The 18019-nt window shown below is 48.8% G+C and carries 18 protein-coding genes; 13 read left to right on the top strand and 5 right to left on the bottom strand.

Annotated elements, in window-relative coordinates; all coding sequences use genetic code 11:
- Window positions 1-133 precede the first annotated feature (133 nt).
- A complete protein-coding gene (locus OS145_RS04645) occupies window positions 134-721 on the bottom strand; it encodes an ABC transporter ATP-binding protein (RefSeq protein ID WP_006955059.1) in 588 nt (195 codons plus the stop codon).
- A 310-nt stretch (window positions 722-1031) separates the two neighbouring features.
- On the opposite strand from OS145_RS04645, the gene OS145_RS13500 reads away from it, so the two are divergent.
- From OS145_RS13500 to bfr (OS145_RS04670), 6 genes are all read left to right on the top strand, one after another.
- Window positions 1032-1274 carry a hypothetical protein gene (locus OS145_RS13500; protein ID WP_131382142.1) on the top strand — a complete coding sequence of 81 codons (243 nt, stop codon included), beginning with the start codon at window positions 1032-1034 and terminating at the stop codon, window positions 1272-1274.
- Between the two features lie 102 nt (window positions 1275-1376).
- Entirely contained in the window at window positions 1377-3278 is a 1902-nt protein-coding gene (locus tag OS145_RS04655) for an acetate--CoA ligase (RefSeq protein WP_006955061.1), read from the top strand.
- Window positions 3279-3325: 47 nt separating this feature from the next.
- Window positions 3326-4309, top strand: a complete 984-nt coding sequence (locus OS145_RS04660; protein ID WP_006955062.1) for a calcium/sodium antiporter — start codon at window positions 3326-3328, stop codon at window positions 4307-4309.
- 114 nt (window positions 4310-4423) lie between these two features.
- Entirely contained in the window at window positions 4424-4648 is a 225-nt protein-coding gene (locus tag OS145_RS13145) for a (2Fe-2S)-binding protein (protein ID WP_083773232.1), read from the top strand.
- 43 nt (window positions 4649-4691) lie between these two features.
- Window positions 4692-5168 carry a bacterioferritin gene (bfr, locus tag OS145_RS04665; protein WP_006955064.1) on the top strand — a complete coding sequence of 159 codons (477 nt, stop codon included), beginning with the start codon at window positions 4692-4694 and terminating at the stop codon, window positions 5166-5168.
- A gap of 1 nt (window position 5169) precedes the next feature.
- Window positions 5170-5637 carry a bacterioferritin gene (gene bfr / locus OS145_RS04670; protein WP_006955065.1) on the top strand — a complete coding sequence of 156 codons (468 nt, stop codon included), beginning with the start codon at window positions 5170-5172 and terminating at the stop codon, window positions 5635-5637.
- Window positions 5638-5710: 73 nt separating this feature from the next.
- On the opposite strand, the gene OS145_RS04675 is transcribed toward bfr (OS145_RS04670), so the two are convergent.
- The 4 genes from OS145_RS04675 to OS145_RS04690 are packed head-to-tail and all read right to left on the bottom strand — an operon-like array spanning window position 5711 to window position 10468.
- A complete protein-coding gene (locus tag OS145_RS04675) occupies window positions 5711-6658 on the bottom strand; it encodes a zinc transporter ZntB (RefSeq protein WP_006955066.1) in 948 nt (315 codons plus the stop codon).
- Between the two features lie 54 nt (window positions 6659-6712).
- Window positions 6713-7780, bottom strand: a complete 1068-nt coding sequence (locus tag OS145_RS04680) for an ABC transporter ATP-binding protein (protein WP_006955067.1) — start codon at window positions 7778-7780, stop codon at window positions 6713-6715.
- Complete coding sequence (locus OS145_RS04685) at window positions 7781-9406, bottom strand: ABC transporter permease (RefSeq protein ID WP_006955068.1); 1626 nt, start codon at window positions 9404-9406, stop codon at window positions 7781-7783.
- Between the two features lie 27 nt (window positions 9407-9433).
- The gene (locus tag OS145_RS04690) at window positions 9434-10468 is read right to left on the bottom strand and encodes a Fe(3+) ABC transporter substrate-binding protein (RefSeq protein ID WP_006955069.1); all 1035 of its coding nucleotides are present in this window, start codon (window positions 10466-10468) and stop codon (window positions 9434-9436) included.
- Window positions 10469-10612: 144 nt separating this feature from the next.
- Here OS145_RS04690 and OS145_RS04695 point away from each other — a divergent pair, with 144 nt between their 5' ends.
- The 7 genes from OS145_RS04695 to fabV all read left to right on the top strand — a co-directional run bounded on the left by OS145_RS04695 (window position 10613) and on the right by fabV (window position 17899).
- A complete protein-coding gene (locus OS145_RS04695) occupies window positions 10613-12421 on the top strand; it encodes a cation:proton antiporter (protein ID WP_006955070.1) in 1809 nt (602 codons plus the stop codon).
- Window positions 12405-13628 (top strand): PqiA/YebS family transporter subunit, encoded by a 1224-nt coding sequence (locus tag OS145_RS04700; protein ID WP_006955071.1) that lies wholly within the window; start codon window positions 12405-12407, stop codon window positions 13626-13628. The genes OS145_RS04695 and OS145_RS04700 overlap by 17 nt, the downstream gene beginning before the upstream one ends.
- Complete coding sequence (gene pqiB / locus OS145_RS04705) at window positions 13625-15244, top strand: intermembrane transport protein PqiB (RefSeq protein WP_006955072.1); 1620 nt, start codon at window positions 13625-13627, stop codon at window positions 15242-15244. The genes OS145_RS04700 and pqiB overlap by 4 nt, the downstream gene beginning before the upstream one ends.
- A complete protein-coding gene (locus tag OS145_RS04710) occupies window positions 15216-15755 on the top strand; it encodes a PqiC family protein (RefSeq protein WP_006955073.1) in 540 nt (179 codons plus the stop codon). Before pqiB ends, OS145_RS04710 begins: the two co-directional genes overlap by 29 nt.
- Window positions 15756-15844: 89 nt before the next feature.
- The gene (locus tag OS145_RS04715) at window positions 15845-16339 is read left to right on the top strand and encodes a hypothetical protein (RefSeq protein WP_006955074.1); all 495 of its coding nucleotides are present in this window, start codon (window positions 15845-15847) and stop codon (window positions 16337-16339) included.
- Entirely contained in the window at window positions 16339-16653 is a 315-nt protein-coding gene (locus OS145_RS04720) for a BolA family protein (protein WP_006955075.1), read from the top strand. The genes OS145_RS04715 and OS145_RS04720 overlap by 1 nt, the downstream gene beginning before the upstream one ends.
- A gap of 67 nt (window positions 16654-16720) precedes the next feature.
- A complete protein-coding gene (gene fabV, locus OS145_RS04725; protein WP_006955076.1) occupies window positions 16721-17899 on the top strand; it encodes an enoyl-ACP reductase FabV in 1179 nt (392 codons plus the stop codon).
- The last annotated feature ends 120 nt before the right edge of the window (window positions 17900-18019 follow it).

Genomic DNA, 18019 nt, shown 5'->3' on the forward strand with positions numbered 1-18019 from the left:
CACGTATCGAGGGTTCGAATCCCTCTCTCTCCGCCATATCCAAAAAAACCGCCTTTACGGCGGTTTTTTTATGCCCGCGTAGCTTGCGCCTTTGGCGCAAGGGCGGTGGGTGTTGTCGCGCAAAATGCGCGACCTACACCAATACAATGGATTTGTTATCGATATGTAACTTGCGCCTTGGGCGCAAGTTGGTGAGCTGCTCGCTATGATCAATGACGATAGAAGGGCGATGTATTTCCGCTAACATTTGATTCAAAGTGGCGGCACTCGTCGAATCTAGGCCGTTAAACGGCTCGTCAAGTAATAGCCAGTGTCCGTTGCCTGAGAGCGCCAGTATCAATTTGAGCTTTTGCTGATTTCCTTGCGAAAGCTTGCCTACTGTTGCCGTTAAATAATCTGAGAACTGGAAAGCTTCAATCAATTGATTGCGTTGCGTTATGTCGCAACGTCGATACTTGTCGTATAGCGAAAACACTGTAGTTATGGTCATGTTGTCGGGGATTTGAATACTATCGGCCACGAGGTCAGGTCGATCGTCAACGTTCAACGAGCCCGAGCTGGGCATGATTAACCCGCTGAGAAGCTGTAAAAAGGTAGACTTTCCTGCTCCGTTTTTACCTGTTAGTTGATACTGCCCTTCAGGCAGCGCGAGCGTAACGGAATCTAAAATTAAGTTATCACCGAGTTTTAGGCTGACATTATTCAATTCAATGTTGGTCATTTATGTGCATCTTTTAAGCGGATATCTGCCGCCATGTTACGGTAGCTTGCGCCTTGGGCGCAAGATGCAATGGTTGATGTCGCGCAGGATGCGCGACCTACGTGGGGTGGGGTGTTCAATGTCGCGTAGCTTGCGCCTTTGGCGCAAGGGCGGTGGCTGTTGTCGCGCAAAATGCGCGACCTACGGTGGTGGGGGCCAATGTCGCGGTGGTTGATGTCGCGCAGGATGCGCGACGTACGGTGGTGGGATGTCCGATGTCGCGATGGTTGTTGTCGCGCAAAATGCGCGACCTACGGTGGTGGGGTGTCCGATGTCGCGATGGTTGTTGTCGCGCAAAATGCGCGACCTACGGCGGGTCGGATATGGCGTAGCTTGCGCCTTTGGCGCAAGGGCGGTATCTGTTGTCGCGCAGGATGCGCGACCTACGGTGGTGGGGGCCGATGTCGCGATGAATGATGTCGCGCAAGATGCGCGACGTACGGCGGTGGGGTGTTCGATGTCGCGATGGTTGTTGTCGCGCAGAATGCGCGACGTACGGTGGGGCGATGTTTGATGTGGCGCAAGATGCGTGGCGCACTTCGACCTAAGTCGAATGTTTAATTTTTATTGGCTTGCATATGCTTAAACCAAATCTATTTGGTTGCGGAGTATGTATATGCAGGCCTATCACCAACTTTATTCTGATGCTCAGCAAGATCCAGAGGGATTCTGGCTTGAGCAGGCGCATCGTTTACATTGGTTTAAAGCGCCCCAACAGGCGGCTAATTTAAAAACCAATGGCTTAGCCGATTGGTTCCCCGATGGCGAGTGCAATATTAGCTATCAAGCACTGGATGCACAGATAGAAGCGGGGCGAGGCGAACAAGTTGCCCTGTACTACGACTCTCCCGTTACGCAAACCAAACAGCAGTGGACATTTAACCAGTTGCGGGACGAAGTGGCGCGCTGCGCGGGTATGATCCAAGCGGCGGGTGTGAGTAAAGGCGACCGCGTGGTTATTTACATGCCGATGATCCCACAGGCAGCCATTGCGATGCTGGCTTGTGCGCGACTAGGCGCGATTCACTCCGTTGTGTTTGGTGGTTTTGCGGCACACGAACTTGCAATCCGTATTGATGATGCGGAACCTGCATTGCTGATTACCGCCTCATGCGGTATTGAGGGGCAGCGTGTGCTCGACTATAAACCCATTGTCGATAAAGCACTGCAAGAAGCTGAACACCCGCCACAACATGTGATTGTGTATCAACGCTCACAAAGCCACGCGTCGATGCAGTCACCTCGCGATATTGACTGGACAAGCGCGATAAAAGACGCACCTGCGATTGATGCGGTGCCGGTGAATGCCACTCATCCACTGTATATTCTGTACACGTCGGGAACCACGGGACGTCCGAAAGGGGTGGTACGCGACCATGGTGGCTATGCTGTGGCACTGAACTTCTCCATGAATTATGTTTACGGTATGCATCCCGGAGAGACCCTATTCACTGCCTCAGACGTGGGCTGGGTAGTCGGCCATTCATATATTGTATATGGTCCGTTGTTGTTCGGTTGCAGCTCTATACTCTATGAGGGAAAGCCGATTAATACACCCGACGCGGGAGCGTTTTGGCGAATTATCCAAGACTACCAAGCATCGGCTGTGTTTTCGGCACCTACGGCGTTTCGTGCCATTAAAAAGGAAGACCCTCATGGTGAGCATTTAGCCAAATACGATATTAGCGCGTTAAAGCGCATTTACATGGCCGGTGAGCGGCTCGACCCCGCTACGCTCGAGTGGACTGAGCGTCTGGCCGATCGTCCGGTGTATGACCACTGGTGGCAGACTGAAAGTGGTTGGCCGATGTGCGCTAACCCGGTGGGAGTGGGCGCAACCCCTGTCAAACCGGGCTCTTCAAGTTTGCCTGTGCCGGGTTATGAATTTGCCATACTCGATCCACAAGGTCAGCCATTAGGCGCTAATGAAGAGGGTTCCGTGTGCTTGCGTCTGCCACTGCCGCCGGGCTGTTTACCGACGGTGTGGGGCGATGAGCAACGTTTACAGGATAGCTACCTGAAGGCGTTTCCGGGTTATTACTGCAGTGGCGACGGGGGGTACATGGACGACGACGGCTATGTATTCATTATGGGCCGTACTGATGACGTGATTAATGTCGCAGGTCACCGCTTATCGACCGGCGAAATGGAAGAAGTCCTGGCGCAACATCCAGCCGTTGCCGAGTGTGCGGTTGTCGGTCAACCCGATGAACTCAAGGGCGAGTTACCGGTGGGGCTGGTGATTTTAAAAAATGATGCGCAGATCTCAACAGAGGAATTGCAGGCGGAACTCATTGCTCAAATTCGCGAGACGATCGGTGCGATTGCATGCTTAAAAACGCTCTACGTTGTGCCTAAGTTGCCCAAAACGCGCTCAGGGAAAATTCTGCGCCGGTTGATTCGACAAGTATTACAGGGCGACACCGTGGCGGTTCCTTCGACCATAGACGACCCGGATAGTGTTGAGATGATTCAAACCGTAGTAAAGCAGCAAAATGACGCTAGGAAAGTCAGTTGAAATACCGTTAGAATAGAGCCTTTGTAAGTCAATTTAACGGGTATTGAATGACACTTTCTATTGTCGCAGTTGTTTTGGGTTTAATTGTCTTAGTCTGGAGTGCTGATCGCTTTGTCGAAGGTGCTGCCGCAGTTGCCAAAAACTTAGGTATGGCGCCGCTTGTTATCGGCATGGTGATCATTGGCTTCGGTACTTCAGCGCCAGAGATGGTGGTCTCGGCGTTGGCATCATCACAAGGTAACCCTGCGCTCGCGCTGGGTAATGCATTTGGCTCAAATATCACGAACATTGCGCTGGTGTTGGGTGTCACGGCCGTGTTGGCACCGATTGCAGTGCAGTCGGGGGTGATTAAACGTGAGTTACCCGTGCTGATTGCGATTACTTTACTTACGGCTGCGTTCCTGTGGGACTACCAAATAACCACGATTGAAGCCTGGATCCTTTTAGCGATATTTGCGACCTACATGGGTTGGTCAATCTGGTTAGGTAAAAACAGCAGCGACGATAGCTTGGCCGCTGAGTTTACTCAGGAAGTCGACGCTAATCCGATGTCGATGAAGCCTGCGGTTATCTGGTTGATTATTGGTTTAGTGTTATTGGTTGTGAGCTCCAGAGCACTGGTTTGGGGGGCTGTAAACATTGCTACCGCGCTTGGTGTGAGTGACTTGGTGATTGGCTTGACTGTGGTCGCTATTGGTACATCGCTGCCAGAACTCGCCTCTGCCATTGCTGCGACGCGCAAAAACGAGCATGATTTGGCGTTGGGTAACGTGATTGGTTCGAACATGTTCAATACCCTTGCGGTCGTGGGTATTGCAGGTGCGATTCATCCGATTGATTTAGAACCGTTGGTGCTTTCGCGTGATTGGGTCGCAATGGCCGGTCTCACACTATTGTTGTTGCTGTTTTCTTTGCGGGTTAATCGTTTAGGTCGAATTAACCGTGTACATGGTGTGACGTTCTTAGTCCTTTACGTTGCTTACACGGTTTATCTGATAAGCACGGGGTTCACACCCGCGTTAACCAGTTAAATAGACTGACGATAGACATGAGCCGCGCGAGTCGCGGCTTTTTTATCCATTATTGTTGAAAATCGTTCGCATTAGCATTACACTCATTAATAGTTAATTACGAGGTGATGTTCAGTGTACGTTTGTTTATGCAAAGGCGTTTCGGATAAAACCATTGCTAAGTCAGTTGCTACTGGCGAGGTGTCTAGTATGCGAGAGCTCCGTCAGCAGTACGGTGTGGCTTCGCAGTGTGGTTGCTGTAAGCAATGCGCTAAGGAAGTCTTGAATGAGGCTTTAGAAAAACGTAACGATCATGTGCTGCCAGGCACTAAAATTCCTACTACGGTGTGCTACACTTAACTGAGTTTCTAATTTTAGAACCAGCTTAAGGAGCACATCCCGCATGAAAGGTGACGCAAAAGTCATTCAGCAGCTTAATAAGGTGCTGACGCTCAAATTGACCGCTATTAACCAGTACTTCTTACATGCGCGCATGTTTCGAGACTGGGGTTTTGAATCCCTCAACAATGTTGTTTATAAAGCGTCTATCGAAGAAATGAAGCACGCTGACGTGCTCATTGAACGGTTGCTGTTTTTAGAGGGCATGCCGAACTTACAAGAGCTTGGCAAGCTTTATATCGGTGAAGATCCACGCGAGATGTTAGAAATGGACCATAAGGTTCAGTTCAACGACATTAATGCTATTCGCGACGCCGTCAAAGTTTGTGAAAGCCACCAAGATTACGTCAGTCGAGATGCGCTGAATAAGATTCTTGATAAGCAAGAAGAGCATTTAGACTGGTTAGAAACACAAATCGATTTAATGTCGCGCCTAGGTACAGAAGTATACCTTCAGTCGATGTTAAAAGAGGAGGACTAGAATGAAAGCCGAGAACAAAGTCGTCGAGCAGTTAAACCGTTTACTCGCTTTCGAACTGACCTCTATTGACCAATACACATCCCATTCGCGCCAGTATGAAGATATGGGTTTGATGAAACTGTATGAACGTATCAATCATGAGATTGATGATGAGCGGGGTCATGCTGACCTATTGATTCGTCGTATTCTATTTTTGGAAGGTAAACCTAATATGTCCAACCGCGAGCCTCACAATATCGGCTCGGACGTGCGTGAAATGTTAGAAAATGACCTACAGCTGGAATACAACAACGCTAAAACCCTGCGTGAAGTGATCGACTATTGCGAGCAAGTGGATGACTATGTCACACGTGATATGTTGGTGGGCATTTTACGTGATACGGAAGAAGACCACGCCTATTGGCTGCGTATCCAATTGAACCTGATGGATCGCTTGGGTGAGGCGCTTTATTTGCAAGGCATGAAGTAAAATTAACCTCTTTCAATCATAGAAAACGCGGCAGAGTTAGCCGCGTTTTTTGTGTTGCTTGCTCTGGCAGGGTTTACCAAAACCGCAGACGTCTTAACAATAAAAACTCGACCACGGCGATCCCCAGTAGAATCCAGCAAAAAATCTCAAAGGCACTGGTATTCTCGACGCCTGGCATGCCACCAATGTTGATACCAAACACCCCAGTTAAAAAGCTCAATGGCAAAAATACGCCTGCAATGACTGACAGCCAGTAGGTATTTCGGTTCATCTTTTCGGCGACCGCTTGTTGTATTTGCTCGCGCTGCATCCACACTTGTTCAAGCATCAGGTCGATTTGCTCCAATAACCGCTGGGTGGTATCGCGCTCGTTCAGTAGCCATTGGTGCAACTCCGCATCAATCCATTTCTCGCTCTCACTGGTAAACTTATCAAGCGCGGCTAATTGCGGACGAATAAAGCGGTTTAAGCGTAGTAAGCGCCGGTGCATTACGGCTAGTTTCTTTTGCTGTTCAGCCGTATTGTCAAAGCCTTCTGCTTCCATTTGCTCGACGTTGAGCTCAATATCGTCAATGACATCTTCGATCTTTTGGTTTAACTGCTCGACAAGGTGCACCAAAAAGTCATTTAAGCTTTCAGGTCCTTGTTGGTTTTGCAGATCATCGCGTATATGAGCTACCGCTTTGAAATGATGCTTGCGAAACGTGTACACGGTCTCTTTATAATAGAGGATGCGTAAGCTCATCATATCTTCAGGTTGAGCCCCTTCATTGAGGTTTACGCCTCGCAATAACAGAACAAAGCCGTCTTTGAGTCGCTGAAAGCGTGGACGCGTATCTTCTTCAAGCATGGCGTCAATAATAGGCTCGGGAATATCAGCGGCTTTCAGCCATTCATTGATACCTTCCACGTCACGCTGAAAGTGAAACCAACAACCGGGGCGAGACTTAACAGTGTCGTCGTTGGTGATTGCTTGCGCAGGGTGCTGGTTAAAATCCCAAGCATCGATTAAAAAGTTCATAAAGCGCTCCAATAATAAGCGCCCAAATCACATAAGTGATTGATTGTTGAGCGCTTAGTCAGGTAATTGACATATATTGGAATCAAACACCACTAAATGGTCGAAGTCAACATTTATCCCTACCATTTGACCCGATGGCAAGGGTTGGTGTGAAGGACCGACTGCGAGTACATGTTCATGGTTGTCTAAGGCAAGCGTATACAGGTAATGCGATCCGCGAAAGCCACGCCCAACAACTTTAGCCTGCAGGCGGTGGGGTTGATCGGTTGAGACAATCAGCACATCGTCTGGGCGCACGAGGAACGTAACGTCGTGATCGTCTTGATCACAGAGAACCTCATGGTCGATAACGCCCAAAGCACTGTGCAGTTGATGCGATTTAATCTGGCCATTCAGTAACACCCCGCGACCAATAAAGTCGGCGACCAGTTCATGCTCGGGTTGATGGTAAAGCTCGTAGGGGGTATTCCACTGCAATAACTGACCGGCATACATGACGCCCGCTTTATCCGCCATAGCAAAGGCTTCTTGCTGATCATGGGTGACTAACAGTGCGGTAATACCTTCTTCTTTTAATAAGTTACGCACATCTTGAGCTAACAGTTCGCGCAGTTCTGCATCAAGACTCGAAAAAGGTTCGTCTAACAGCATGAGTTTTGGCTTGGGTGCCAATGCTCGGGCAAGCGCAATTCGTTGTTGTTGCCCACCGGATAGTTCGTGTGGGTAACGGCTTTGGTAGCCGGCGAGGTCGACCCTTTGTAATAATTGCTGAATGCGGTCTCTTTGCTCAGTTTTAGACCAGTGATTGATGCCAAAGGCGATGTTTTCTGCCACTGTTAAATGTGGAAATAAAGCAAAGTCTTGGAACATCATGCCGATTTGACGTTGCTCAGTGGGCATTTGCACTTTCGTTGAAGCGACTTCCTCACCATAGAGACGTATGGAACCACTGGTGACCTCAGAAAAACCGGCAATGGTGCGTAGCAGTGTTGTTTTACCACAACCGCTCGGTCCCAATAAGCAGCCGATATCGCCCTCATTCAGTGAGAACGAGAGTTGCTCAACAATACGCTCTTTACCTAACTCAATGGACACTGAATCAAGTTCTACTATCGGCTTCATTTAGTCTCCCGTTTTAATCGTTTGAGTGCGTAACGCACGTGACAACATCAATACTGGAATTAAGCCCACCAGGACAATCATCAGTGCAGGAGGTCCCGCATCCGCAAGTCGTTCATCCGATGCCATTTCGAAGGCTTTGACCGCTAAGGTATTAAAATTAAAGGGTCGCAACACCAAGGTCGCGGGTAGTTCTTTCATTACATCCACCAACACCAATATCAGTGCGGCTAGAATTGAGCTTTTAAGTAACGGCAAATGTATCCGGGTCATGATGCGACGTGAACTCGCGCCCAACGTGCGTGCGCTGTCATCCATTTGAGGTGTGATTTGCTCCAGCCCCGAGCTTATTGTCTGCAAGGAAATAGACAAAAAGCGCACCGTATAAGCAAATACTAAAGCAACAACGGTGCCGCTTAATAATAGACCCGGGTTCACGCCGAATAGCGATTTACTGAAATCGATAATGCGGTGATCAAGCCACGCGAGTGGAATCAAGATGCCAACGGCAATGACGATGCCTGGAATCGCATAGCCGAGCCCGGCGGTGGTTATTGCTGTGCGGATTGCTCGGGTGGGATGGCGACGGCGACCATAGGCGAGCCAGAGCGCTAACGCTACAGTTATAGTCGCGGCCAATAAACCTAACCAAAGCGTATTGAGTGTCAGTGTCCAGAAGGACGCCCGGGTCCAAATATCAGCACGTTCAATCGACCACATCAGTAACTGACTTGCGGGAATGGCGAAGCCGAGCACAATAGGAAGCCAACACACCGCCGACGCAAGCCACGCCGCTTTGCCACGTAACGGCTTTCTAAAGTTATTATTTTGGCTGCGGCGCTGATAAAACTTGGCCTGTCGCCTTGAATAACGCTCAATTAGGATAAGTACAATCACAAACAGCAGGAGAATCGACGCTAACTGCAACGCACCCTGAGCATCACCCATACCGTACCACGTGCGGAAAATACCCGTAGTAAATACCGTAACACCGAAGTATTCCATGGTGCCGTAGTCGGCGAGTGTCTCCATTAAAGCAAGCGTAACGCCCGTTGCGATGGCGGGTCTTGCTAATGGCAATGCAATACGGAAGAAACTGCGGACGGGACCGGCACCCAGTGTACGGGCGCTCTCAAAAGCAGCGGTTGATTGCTGCATGAAGGCCGCACGAGTAATTAGATAAACGTAAGGGTAAAGCACTAAGCTTAATACGAATATAGCGCCTTCGATGCTCCGAATACTGGGAAACCAATACTCACCAATGCTTAGGTCGAAGGTATCGCGTAATGCTTGCTGCACGGGACCGGCGTAATCGAGTAGGCCAGTATAAGTATAAGCGGAGATATAGGCGGGCATGGCTAAAGGAAGTAGTAGCCCCCAACTTACCCAGCGCCAACCTGGGAAATCGTATTGGCTTACGCACCATGCGGTGCTGACGCCGAGGATAGTCACGCCAAACCCCACCGATACCAATAGTATCAGTGAATGAGAAATGTACTCGGGTATCACCGTTTGCCAAAGGTGATTTAATATATCCCAATTAGGATTTAACAAAGATAAGGCCACCACAATAAGTGGTAGCCCTACCAGTGCCGCAACGCCGAACAGCACGAGCGGGCCGCGGGTCATAGCTGCTCCTTAACACCTAGTGAGGAATTAACGCCAGCCTGCCGAGTTCATTAAACGGACGGCTTCTGCGTTATTCTCACCTAAAATATCCATCGAAATATCGTCTTGTTTGAAGTCACCCCATTGCTTGAGGGTCTCACTCCACTCAACGCCTTCACGTACAGGGTACTCATAATTGGCTTCAGCATACCATTTTTGTGAGGCTTCTGAGAGTAGAAATTCGATTAATTGTGTGGCTTCATCGACATGTTTCGCATGTTTAGTGATGCCAATACCCGACACATTCACGTGGGTGCCATTGCCGTTTTGCGCCGGCCAGAAAATCTTAACTTTTTCGGCCGCTTCGCGTTCTTCAGCTTGGTCGGAATTCAGCATATGACCAAAATAGTAAGTGTTCGCTACGGCGATATCACACACGCCGTATGCGACGCCTTTAATTTGGTCACGATCGCCGCCGACCGGCGTACGGGCGAAATTGTCGACTAAATCCTTAGCCCAACCCATGATTTTTTGTTCGCCGTAGTGGTCGAGCAATGCCGCGACTAATGACTGGTTATAGATGTTATTCGACGAGCGAATACAAATACGGTCTTGCCATTGGTCGTCGGCTAGACTCATGTAATTTTCGAGTTGGCTTGGATCGACACGGTCAGGTGAATAAAAAATTGGGCGAGCACGCAGGCTCAAACCCACCCATTGGTCATCGCTGTCGCGAAAATGCGCTGGCACAGTTTTATGGGCGAACTCAGAATCGATCGCTTGAAACACGTCGGCGGTAACGGCACGATGCAGCGCGCCGGCGTCAACGGTTAAAAATAAGTCTGCGGGTGTGTTTTCGCCTTCAGCCTTTAACCGCGACAATAAGGCATCTGAGTTGCCCGTGAGCAAGTTGACCTCAATACCTGTTTGCTCAGTAAACTTATCGAGCAGAGGCTTGATCAATGCTTGCTTCCGCGATGAATAAATATTAACTTCAGCCGCTTGCGCAAAAGAACCTGCTAATGTGCTGGCACTGATAATGGCAGCCATTGCAAGCTTGAGGGGAGTAATTTTTATTGCCATATTCAAACCTCTTACTAATAATTCGCGTAGATTACATACTTAAGTGTATCAAAATTAAAATTTAATGATAGCCATTCTCATTTGAGTGGGTGTCAATGTCAAATAAAATAATAGAGCAGATGCTCATACTTTACTGGAGACCCTATGTCTGACTTATCCATGTTAGCGCTTATCGGTGTGCTATCGATTTGTTGCCAATGGTTAGCCTGGCGCATTAAACTGCCGGCGATTTTGCCGCTGCTGGTGTGTGGCCTCTTAGTGGGACCTACGTTAGGTTGGCTACAGCCCGATCAGTTATTCGATCATTTGTTATTCCCTGTGGTTTCCTTAGCTGTTGCGGTTATTCTTTTTGAAGGCAGTCTAACGCTTAAGTTTGATGAAATTCGTGGTCATGGTCGTATGGTGACCAACCTCGTCAGCATTGGGATGGTGGTTACTTGGATAACCATCAGTGTCGCGACGCACTTTATTATGGATTGGCGTTGGGAGATTGCATCGCTGTTTGGCGCATTGGTGGTGGTAACCGGACCGACGGTGATACAGCCAATGATCCGCTCAATTCGACCGATTAATAAGTTAGCCAATATTTTGCGCTGGGAAGGCATTATTATTGACCCACTGGGCGCCTTACTCGCAGTATTGGTCTATGAATTTATTATCGCCAGCCAAGATGTCGCAATGCTACACGCGTTGCAGGCTTTTGCGAAAACTATCGGGATCGGTTTCTTCTTTGGTTGGGCGGCGGCTAAGCTGCTAGGCCTCGCGCTAGGTCGAGGTTGGTTCCCGCATTACTTACAGAATGTCGCGACCCTGACCATCGTTTTGGGTGTTTTTGCATTGTCGAATGCCATTCAACATGAATCCGGTCTACTCACCGTCACCGTTATGGGGATGGCGATGGCGAATACCAAAAATCTTAATCTTGATGAGATTTTGGAGTTCAAAGAAACCCTCTCTGTGCTGTTGATATCGGCATTGTTTATTCTACTCGCTGCGCGATTGGATTTTGCTGATTTTGATGCCTTGGGTGTGCCGTCTATTATTTTACTCGCTGTCATTATGTTCCTTGTGCGTCCATTAAGCGTATGGCTGTCAGCTATCGGCACCGAGTTGCGCTTTAAGGATAAGTTGCTACTGTCGTGGATTGCTCCCAGAGGTATTGTTGCCGCAGCGGTATCGGCTTTGTTTGCGTTGAAGATGGAACAGTCGGGATGGACGGATGCATCGGCTATCGTGCCCTTGGTGTTCTTAGTCATCATGACAACGGTGGTGTTACAAAGCTTAACCGCTAAACCGCTAGCGCGACTGCTTGGATTAATTGAACCTCCGGCGCGTGGATTCTTGATTTTTGGTGCCAACCAGATGGCACGTGCGGTGGCATCGGTTCTGAAAGAACATGAAATCCCAGTCCGGTTGGCTGATACCAACTGGGAGAATATCCGTCTTGCGCGGATGGATAACTTACCTGTTTACTTTGGTAATCCCGCTTCGGAACATGCTTCGAATAATATCGACTTAACTGGTATTGGCCGCTTATTGGTGATGTCACCGTATAAGCAGCTCAACCCGCTGGTTTCTGTTTATTACCAGGACTGGTTTGGCAGTTCAAAAGTCCACGGCTTGAATAGTGGCGAGTCGGATTTCAGAGCTAGCCATCAGTTATCCGAAAACTATAAAAATACGCTCAATTTGTTTGGCGATAGCATTACTTACTCTAAATTGGCGAGTTTGCACTTCCAAGGTGCCAAAGTTAAGTCAACGCCGATTACTGAAAACTTTGGTTTTGAAGAGTATCAACAACAGTATGGTGCACGTGCGGTACCGATGTTTGCGTTGGATGATCAGAAAAAGATCCATATCTTTACGACTGAGCGCGAGCTTAAACCAGCACCGGGTTGGGTTGTTATTGCAATGATCACACCGGAGAAAAATACGGATGAGGGAGGCGAGTAACGCCGAGGATGTGCGAGTTTGTCCCGATTGCGATCAGATCAATTGGGTTAGTGGCCGCACATCCATTCGTTGTAAGCGTTGTGGCCACCTTCTTGGTGGTCACCCGCTGAGTGCTCAACACACGCTTGCGCTGATCATCGCTGCACTTATTTTACTCATCCCCGCGACAGAAATGACCTTTGTTGGTTACCGTGTTTCCGGTCAAGGTCAGCAAATCACGCTCCTTGACAGTAGCTTGACGTTATCTGCCTTTCATGAACAGTGGTTAGCGATTGTGGTGCTTCTTTCGGTGGTGATTCTACCGGCGCTTTTTTTGCTTGCTTCTGGCGTCATCCTTATTTGGCATAATCGAACTCACTATAAAATGGGACGCTGGCTGGTGCGAGCGGTTAAGTACATTCGCGTTTGGATGATGGCCGATGTGTTTTTGATTGGTGCGCTGATCAGTTTTATAAAATTAGCGGGCTATGCCACGATCGACTTTGGTTTTGGCGTGATTGCGTTCGCTGGCTTCGTGACGTTGTTGATGATGGTGGTTGATCGTATGAAGCGTCATCCATTATGGCCTGCGGATGAACGGGCGGTTAATTACCGTGCCATCGTCGGTGAAAGTGCGCGACAACATCAGGTGGTGGGATGTCCGGTCTGTTATGCGGCGAACCCAGCGCATCAGACGACATGCTGGCGTTGTAACGAACCCCTTTGGACTGTTCAATTTCGGCGCACCTCGCTGACGTTCGCGTTGTTGCTTGCGGCAGCATTAATGCTTATTCCTGCTCAGGTGTTGCCCATTATGGAGACCGTGGCGCTGGGTTCGACACAACCTCAAACCATCGTAGGAGGCGTATTATCGTTGTGGCAAAGCGGCGATATACCGATTGCGATTATTGTATTTGTCGCGAGCCTGGTCATTCCAATCGCTAAAATCCTTATTTTGGCGACACTCGCTATCTTGGCACGACAGGATACTTCAAAGCGCCCTAAAAGCGCGCTATGGTTGTACCGTATAACCGACTGGATCGGGCGTTGGTCGATGATCGATATCTTTGTTGTCGCAGTACTTGTTGCTTTAGTAAGAAACGGCGCCTTGATGTCGGTTTACCCGGGACATGCCGCAATCGCTTTCGCCAGTACAGTCATACTCACCATGCTGGCTGCGATGAGCTTTGATACCCGACAATTTTGGGTAAGGAAATCAACTGAATGACACATTGGACACGCAAACTTGCTTCACCGATTTGGCTAGTACCGATTCTGGCTGCGTTTATTGCCGGCTGGATGGTGTGGCAAGAGCGTGATCAGAGCGGGCCGGAAATTACTGTCCAGATAAAGGACGCAGAAGGCCTGCAAGCAGGAAAAACAGCGGTGCGAGTGCGTAATGTTGATGTCGGTCAGGTCACTCAGATCACATTATCGGACAATTTTGAGGCCGCTGAATTACATATTGAAATGAACGCCGGCACAGCGGACATGTTAGTCGAGGACTCCCAGTTCTGGGTGGTCAAACCGCGTATCGGGCGGCGTGGCATCTCTGGCCTTAACACCTTGCTGTCGGGCGCTTATGTTCAGCTCGAACCGGGCGAGTCGTCGCAGTCGCGCAATCAGTTTACCGCGCTTGAGCAACCGCCAGTAACGGATGCGGATACGGACGGTAAACGTATTGTATTAGAGAGTGATAGTGCCGCTAATATTGTGGTGGGAGATAGCGTTCAATATCGTGGTGTTACCGTCGGTATTGTTGAACAAGTTGACTTCTCGGTCGAGGCGCGAGCAACGACCTACCATGTGCTCATTAAGTCCCCTTACGATGAGCTGCTAACCGAAAATACCCGTTTTTGGCTACAGCGCGGCGTTTCGTTCCGTTGGAAGCCGGATGGCGTGGATGTCTCCGTGGGATCGATAGAGTCGTTATTGGGGGCCGGCATCAGTTTTGGCGTACCTAATGGTCAGCCGTTAGGAAAACCGTTGCAAGCGATGGCTGTTTTTGATCTGTTTGCGAGCGAGGAAGAAGCCGAACAACAAGGATACTCACGGGGTATTGATTACGTGTTGTTGTTGGATGAGTCTGTCGATGGTTTGGCGGTCGGCTCGCCGGTCATGTTCAAGGGCATTCGCGTGGGAACTGTGGTCGAAGTACCTTTTCGTTGGCAACCGGATGAGAACTCCGGTCAACCCTTACGTTTGATTCCCGTATTGATACGCTATGAGCCTGATCGTCTAGAGGGCTTGGTCGCTTCAACGGAATTAGAGCAATGGCGACAACATTTGCAGCACTTTTTCGAACAAGGTCTGCGCGCTTCGATTCGCGCCTCGAATATTTTGACCAATACGTTGTACGTGGACTTGCGCTTCTATCCCGATGAGGAAGCGATAAAGCAAGACACCTTCGCGGGTTACCCTGTGATGCCGACGATAGTAAGCAACTTTAGTAGGCTCGAAGAGAAGCTCAATTCGATTTTGGATACCTTAAATAGCTTACCTCTGAATCAAAGTGTTAATCAGTTTACTGAAGCGATGGCATCCACGGATGAAACCGCTGAAGAAATAAAAGTGCTCACCGGGCAATTGAAAAAGATTGTTGCGCAACCTGGTTGGGAAGCGCTACCGCAATCTTTAGCGCAGTCCGTTGAGCGGCTTAACAGTATCCTCGCTGATTTTGATGCCGGCTCAACAAACCGAGATCAGTTAGAGCGAACGCTGCAAAATCTCGAGCGTATGTCACGAGACCTCCAGCCATTAGTCGAAACGCTTCGACGTAAGCCCAATGCATTATTGTTTAATACGGAAACAGAAAATGATCCAGAGCCTAAAGCAAAAGATTAATGTGCTATGCATTGCCGTCAGCACGGTGCTGCTTGTCTGCGCTTGCAGTGCGGTACCTGCCGATCAGGTAAAACACTATCGACTGCCTCATTTAAATCAGTCAAGCAACGGCTATTGCGATGCTCAATCGCGTCGTGTGCGTATTGACGCTGGCATTGGACAAGATGGTGTGATGGTTCAAAAATCAGATTTACTGATGGTGGAAGCTAAGAATAATCGTTGGTTAGGTGGCTTGGATTCGCAGTTACAGAATAGTTTGCAGCGGCGATTAACGGAGCAATGTGGGCAGACGCTGCAACTATCGCTCATGCAATTTTACGGTAATAATCAGGGGGAAGCCGTGGTGGCTGGCTATTGGCATTACCGTGCTGAGTCGAACGATGTTTTGAGTGGTCACTTTGAACAAAGAATTCCGCTCTCGAGCGACGGCTACGATGGCTTAGTGCGTGCACTTGATCGAGCATGGTTAGCCAGTTTGGACGAAATCGAGCAAGCCATTAATAACCAGTAACCATTGATATCGGCATCAATGGAATACGGCTGAAGTATATAGGCGTAGTTGCTATACTCCTGTTAGACATATCTGATAGGAGTGTATCTGTGCATCCAGCATTGATTCGATTAGGGGTTCTCATTTTAGCTATGAACACGGTCGTGCTAACGGCCTGTAGTCCATCCTCTTCACGCACAATCGCGCAAAATAATCCAATTGCGCAACTCGATTTAAAACAGTTACCCAATGCTGAATGGCGTTTAAGTCGTGCCGTGATTGAGGTAAGCTTCTGCCGCGATCGCACCAATGAGGCGTTATTGGCAAGCGAGTCAGAACTTAATGGTTGGCGTTTAACGGGCGATATCAGTGCTTTTCCGCCTTACCGACAAGAAGGGTTAAACGCACTGAATGAAGTCATGGGTGAGCAACCCTTTATTCTGTATCAAATTGATGGTTCGGTGAGTGCCTCTCGCTATCGTTTAGCGATGCCTGCATCGAAATCCGCGGGGGCGGTGGCAGAGCAGGTGTTCCCTGCTGTTGCAACCTTAGCCGGATCCGAACGCGTGTGCTTAAGTGCAGTTGACGAAGGAGCGACGTACTAATGAGTCAAATTAAGCCAATGATTGAGAATGCGCTTAAAAGTGCATTTCGACCCAAGTTATTAGATGTTAAAGATGAGAGTTACATGCATGCAGCGGGTGCTGATGCACAGTCACACTTTAAAGTGACTATCGTAAGCGATGAATTTGAGGGTAAGCGACTGATTCAGCGTCATCGTTCAGTGAATCGCGTGTTGGCGGAGGTACTTGGGCAGATACATGCTTTGGCGTTGCATACGTACACCGAGAAAGAGTGGCAAGCGCAGGGGCAAGCACCTGATTCTCCTCATTGTATGGGCGGAGGCGGTTCAGTTTAAGCAGGTAAGATATGTTCTTGATAGCAGAACCCGTACAATAGCGAAAAATTTAAATTAGGGAATCACTATGATCATTAAACCAAAAATTCGTGGATTTATTTGCACCAACGCACACCCGGTAGGCTGTGCAGAAAACGTTCATCGTCAAGTGGAGTTTGTTAAGCAACAAGGCTCAGTTGCTGGCGGCCCGAAAAATGTTTTGGTCGTGGGTTGTTCAACAGGATATGGGTTGGCATCACGAATCACCGCCGCTTTTGGTAGCGGTGCACATACGTTAGGTGTGTGTTTTGAGAAGGAGCCTACCGAAAAGCGTACGGGTACTGCGGGTTGGTATAACACGGCGGCGTTTCATCAAGAGGCTGAAAACGCCGGCCTGCAATACCACAGTATTAATGGCGACGCGTTTTCTGATGAAATCAAGCAAGAAACAATCGATTACATCAAGCAAAACATGGGCAAAATTGACCTGGTTGTTTACAGTTTGGCGTCGCCAAAACGTAAAGACCCAGAATCAGGTGAGGTGTACAGTTCGACACTGAAACCCGTAGGACAGGCTTATACCACCAAGACTTATCATACCGACAAAGATGAGGTGCATGATATTTCGCTCGAGCCGGCTAACGACGAAGAAATCGCCAACACCGTTAAAGTCATGGGTGGCGAGGACTGGGAACGTTGGATTAAACAATTGCATGATGCCGGTGTACTCGCCGAGGGTTGTCAAACCACCGCTTATACCTATATTGGCAAGAAATTAACGTGGCCGATTTATGGTCATGCCACTATTGGTCGAGCTAAAGAAGATTTAGACCGTGCCGCAGCAGCGCTTCGTGAGCAATACAGTGATATAGACCTGTCTGCCTATGTGTCTTCTTTAAAAGCGTTAGTGACGCAAGCAAGTTCCGCTATCCCTGTGATGCCCCTTTATATTTCGCTTATTTATCGCGTAATGAAAGAAGAGGGGACTCATGAAGGCTGTATTGAGCAGATTTATCGTTTGTTCACCGAAGGCTTGTATCAGGACAACCCAACCTTAGATGAGGCGGGGCGACTGTATATGAATGGTTACGAAACCAACGAAAAGACCCAAGCCAAAGTGGAAGCCTTGTGGGATCAGGTGACACAAGACAACTTCCATGAGCTGGCTGACTATGCGGGCTATCACCAAGACTTCTTGCGCTTGTTTGGCTTTGGTTTTGACAACGTTGATTACGACGCAGATGTAAATCCCAAAGTAAACTGGTAAGCGGAGTGTAAAAAGTGTTAAAATCCAGACGATAAGTGTGGATTACGTTTTCTAGTCACTGATATCGGTTTTACTAGAAGTGAGCCCTTATCAGTAACTTATTGATTTCTCAGGTTTCCA

The organism is Idiomarina baltica OS145, from assembly GCF_000152885.1.
In the GTDB taxonomy this organism is placed as follows: domain Bacteria; phylum Pseudomonadota; class Gammaproteobacteria; order Enterobacterales; family Alteromonadaceae; genus Idiomarina; species Idiomarina baltica.

What these genes read in the sequence shown, in the direction of transcription:
- OS145_RS04660 (WP_006955062.1), top strand. Translation starts at nt 3,326, where the DNA reads ATGACACTTTCTATTGTCGCAGTTGTTTTGGGTTTAATTGTCTTAGTC.
- OS145_RS04700 (WP_006955071.1), top strand. Translation starts at nt 12,405, where the DNA reads ATGAGGGAGGCGAGTAACGCCGAGGATGTGCGAGTTTGTCCCGATTGC.
- OS145_RS04710 (WP_006955073.1), top strand. Translation starts at nt 15,216, where the DNA reads ATGATCCAGAGCCTAAAGCAAAAGATTAATGTGCTATGCATTGCCGTC.
- OS145_RS04645 (WP_006955059.1), bottom strand. Translation starts at nt 721, where the DNA reads ATGACCAACATTGAATTGAATAATGTCAGCCTAAAACTCGGTGATAAC.
- OS145_RS04680 (WP_006955067.1), bottom strand. Translation starts at nt 7,780, where the DNA reads ATGAAGCCGATAGTAGAACTTGATTCAGTGTCCATTGAGTTAGGTAAA.
- OS145_RS13500 (WP_131382142.1), top strand. Translation starts at nt 1,032, where the DNA reads ATGTCGCGATGGTTGTTGTCGCGCAAAATGCGCGACCTACGGCGGGTC.
- OS145_RS04720 (WP_006955075.1), top strand. Translation starts at nt 16,339, where the DNA reads ATGAGTCAAATTAAGCCAATGATTGAGAATGCGCTTAAAAGTGCATTT.
- OS145_RS04685 (WP_006955068.1), bottom strand. Translation starts at nt 9,406, where the DNA reads ATGACCCGCGGCCCGCTCGTGCTGTTCGGCGTTGCGGCACTGGTAGGG.
- OS145_RS04690 (WP_006955069.1), bottom strand. Translation starts at nt 10,468, where the DNA reads ATGGCAATAAAAATTACTCCCCTCAAGCTTGCAATGGCTGCCATTATC.
- OS145_RS04695 (WP_006955070.1), top strand. Translation starts at nt 10,613, where the DNA reads ATGTCTGACTTATCCATGTTAGCGCTTATCGGTGTGCTATCGATTTGT.
- pqiB (WP_006955072.1), top strand. Translation starts at nt 13,625, where the DNA reads ATGACACATTGGACACGCAAACTTGCTTCACCGATTTGGCTAGTACCG.
- bfr (WP_006955065.1), top strand. Translation starts at nt 5,170, where the DNA reads ATGAAAGCCGAGAACAAAGTCGTCGAGCAGTTAAACCGTTTACTCGCT.
- OS145_RS04655 (WP_006955061.1), top strand. Translation starts at nt 1,377, where the DNA reads ATGCAGGCCTATCACCAACTTTATTCTGATGCTCAGCAAGATCCAGAG.
- bfr (WP_006955064.1), top strand. Translation starts at nt 4,692, where the DNA reads ATGAAAGGTGACGCAAAAGTCATTCAGCAGCTTAATAAGGTGCTGACG.
- OS145_RS04675 (WP_006955066.1), bottom strand. Translation starts at nt 6,658, where the DNA reads ATGAACTTTTTAATCGATGCTTGGGATTTTAACCAGCACCCTGCGCAA.
- fabV (WP_006955076.1), top strand. Translation starts at nt 16,721, where the DNA reads ATGATCATTAAACCAAAAATTCGTGGATTTATTTGCACCAACGCACAC.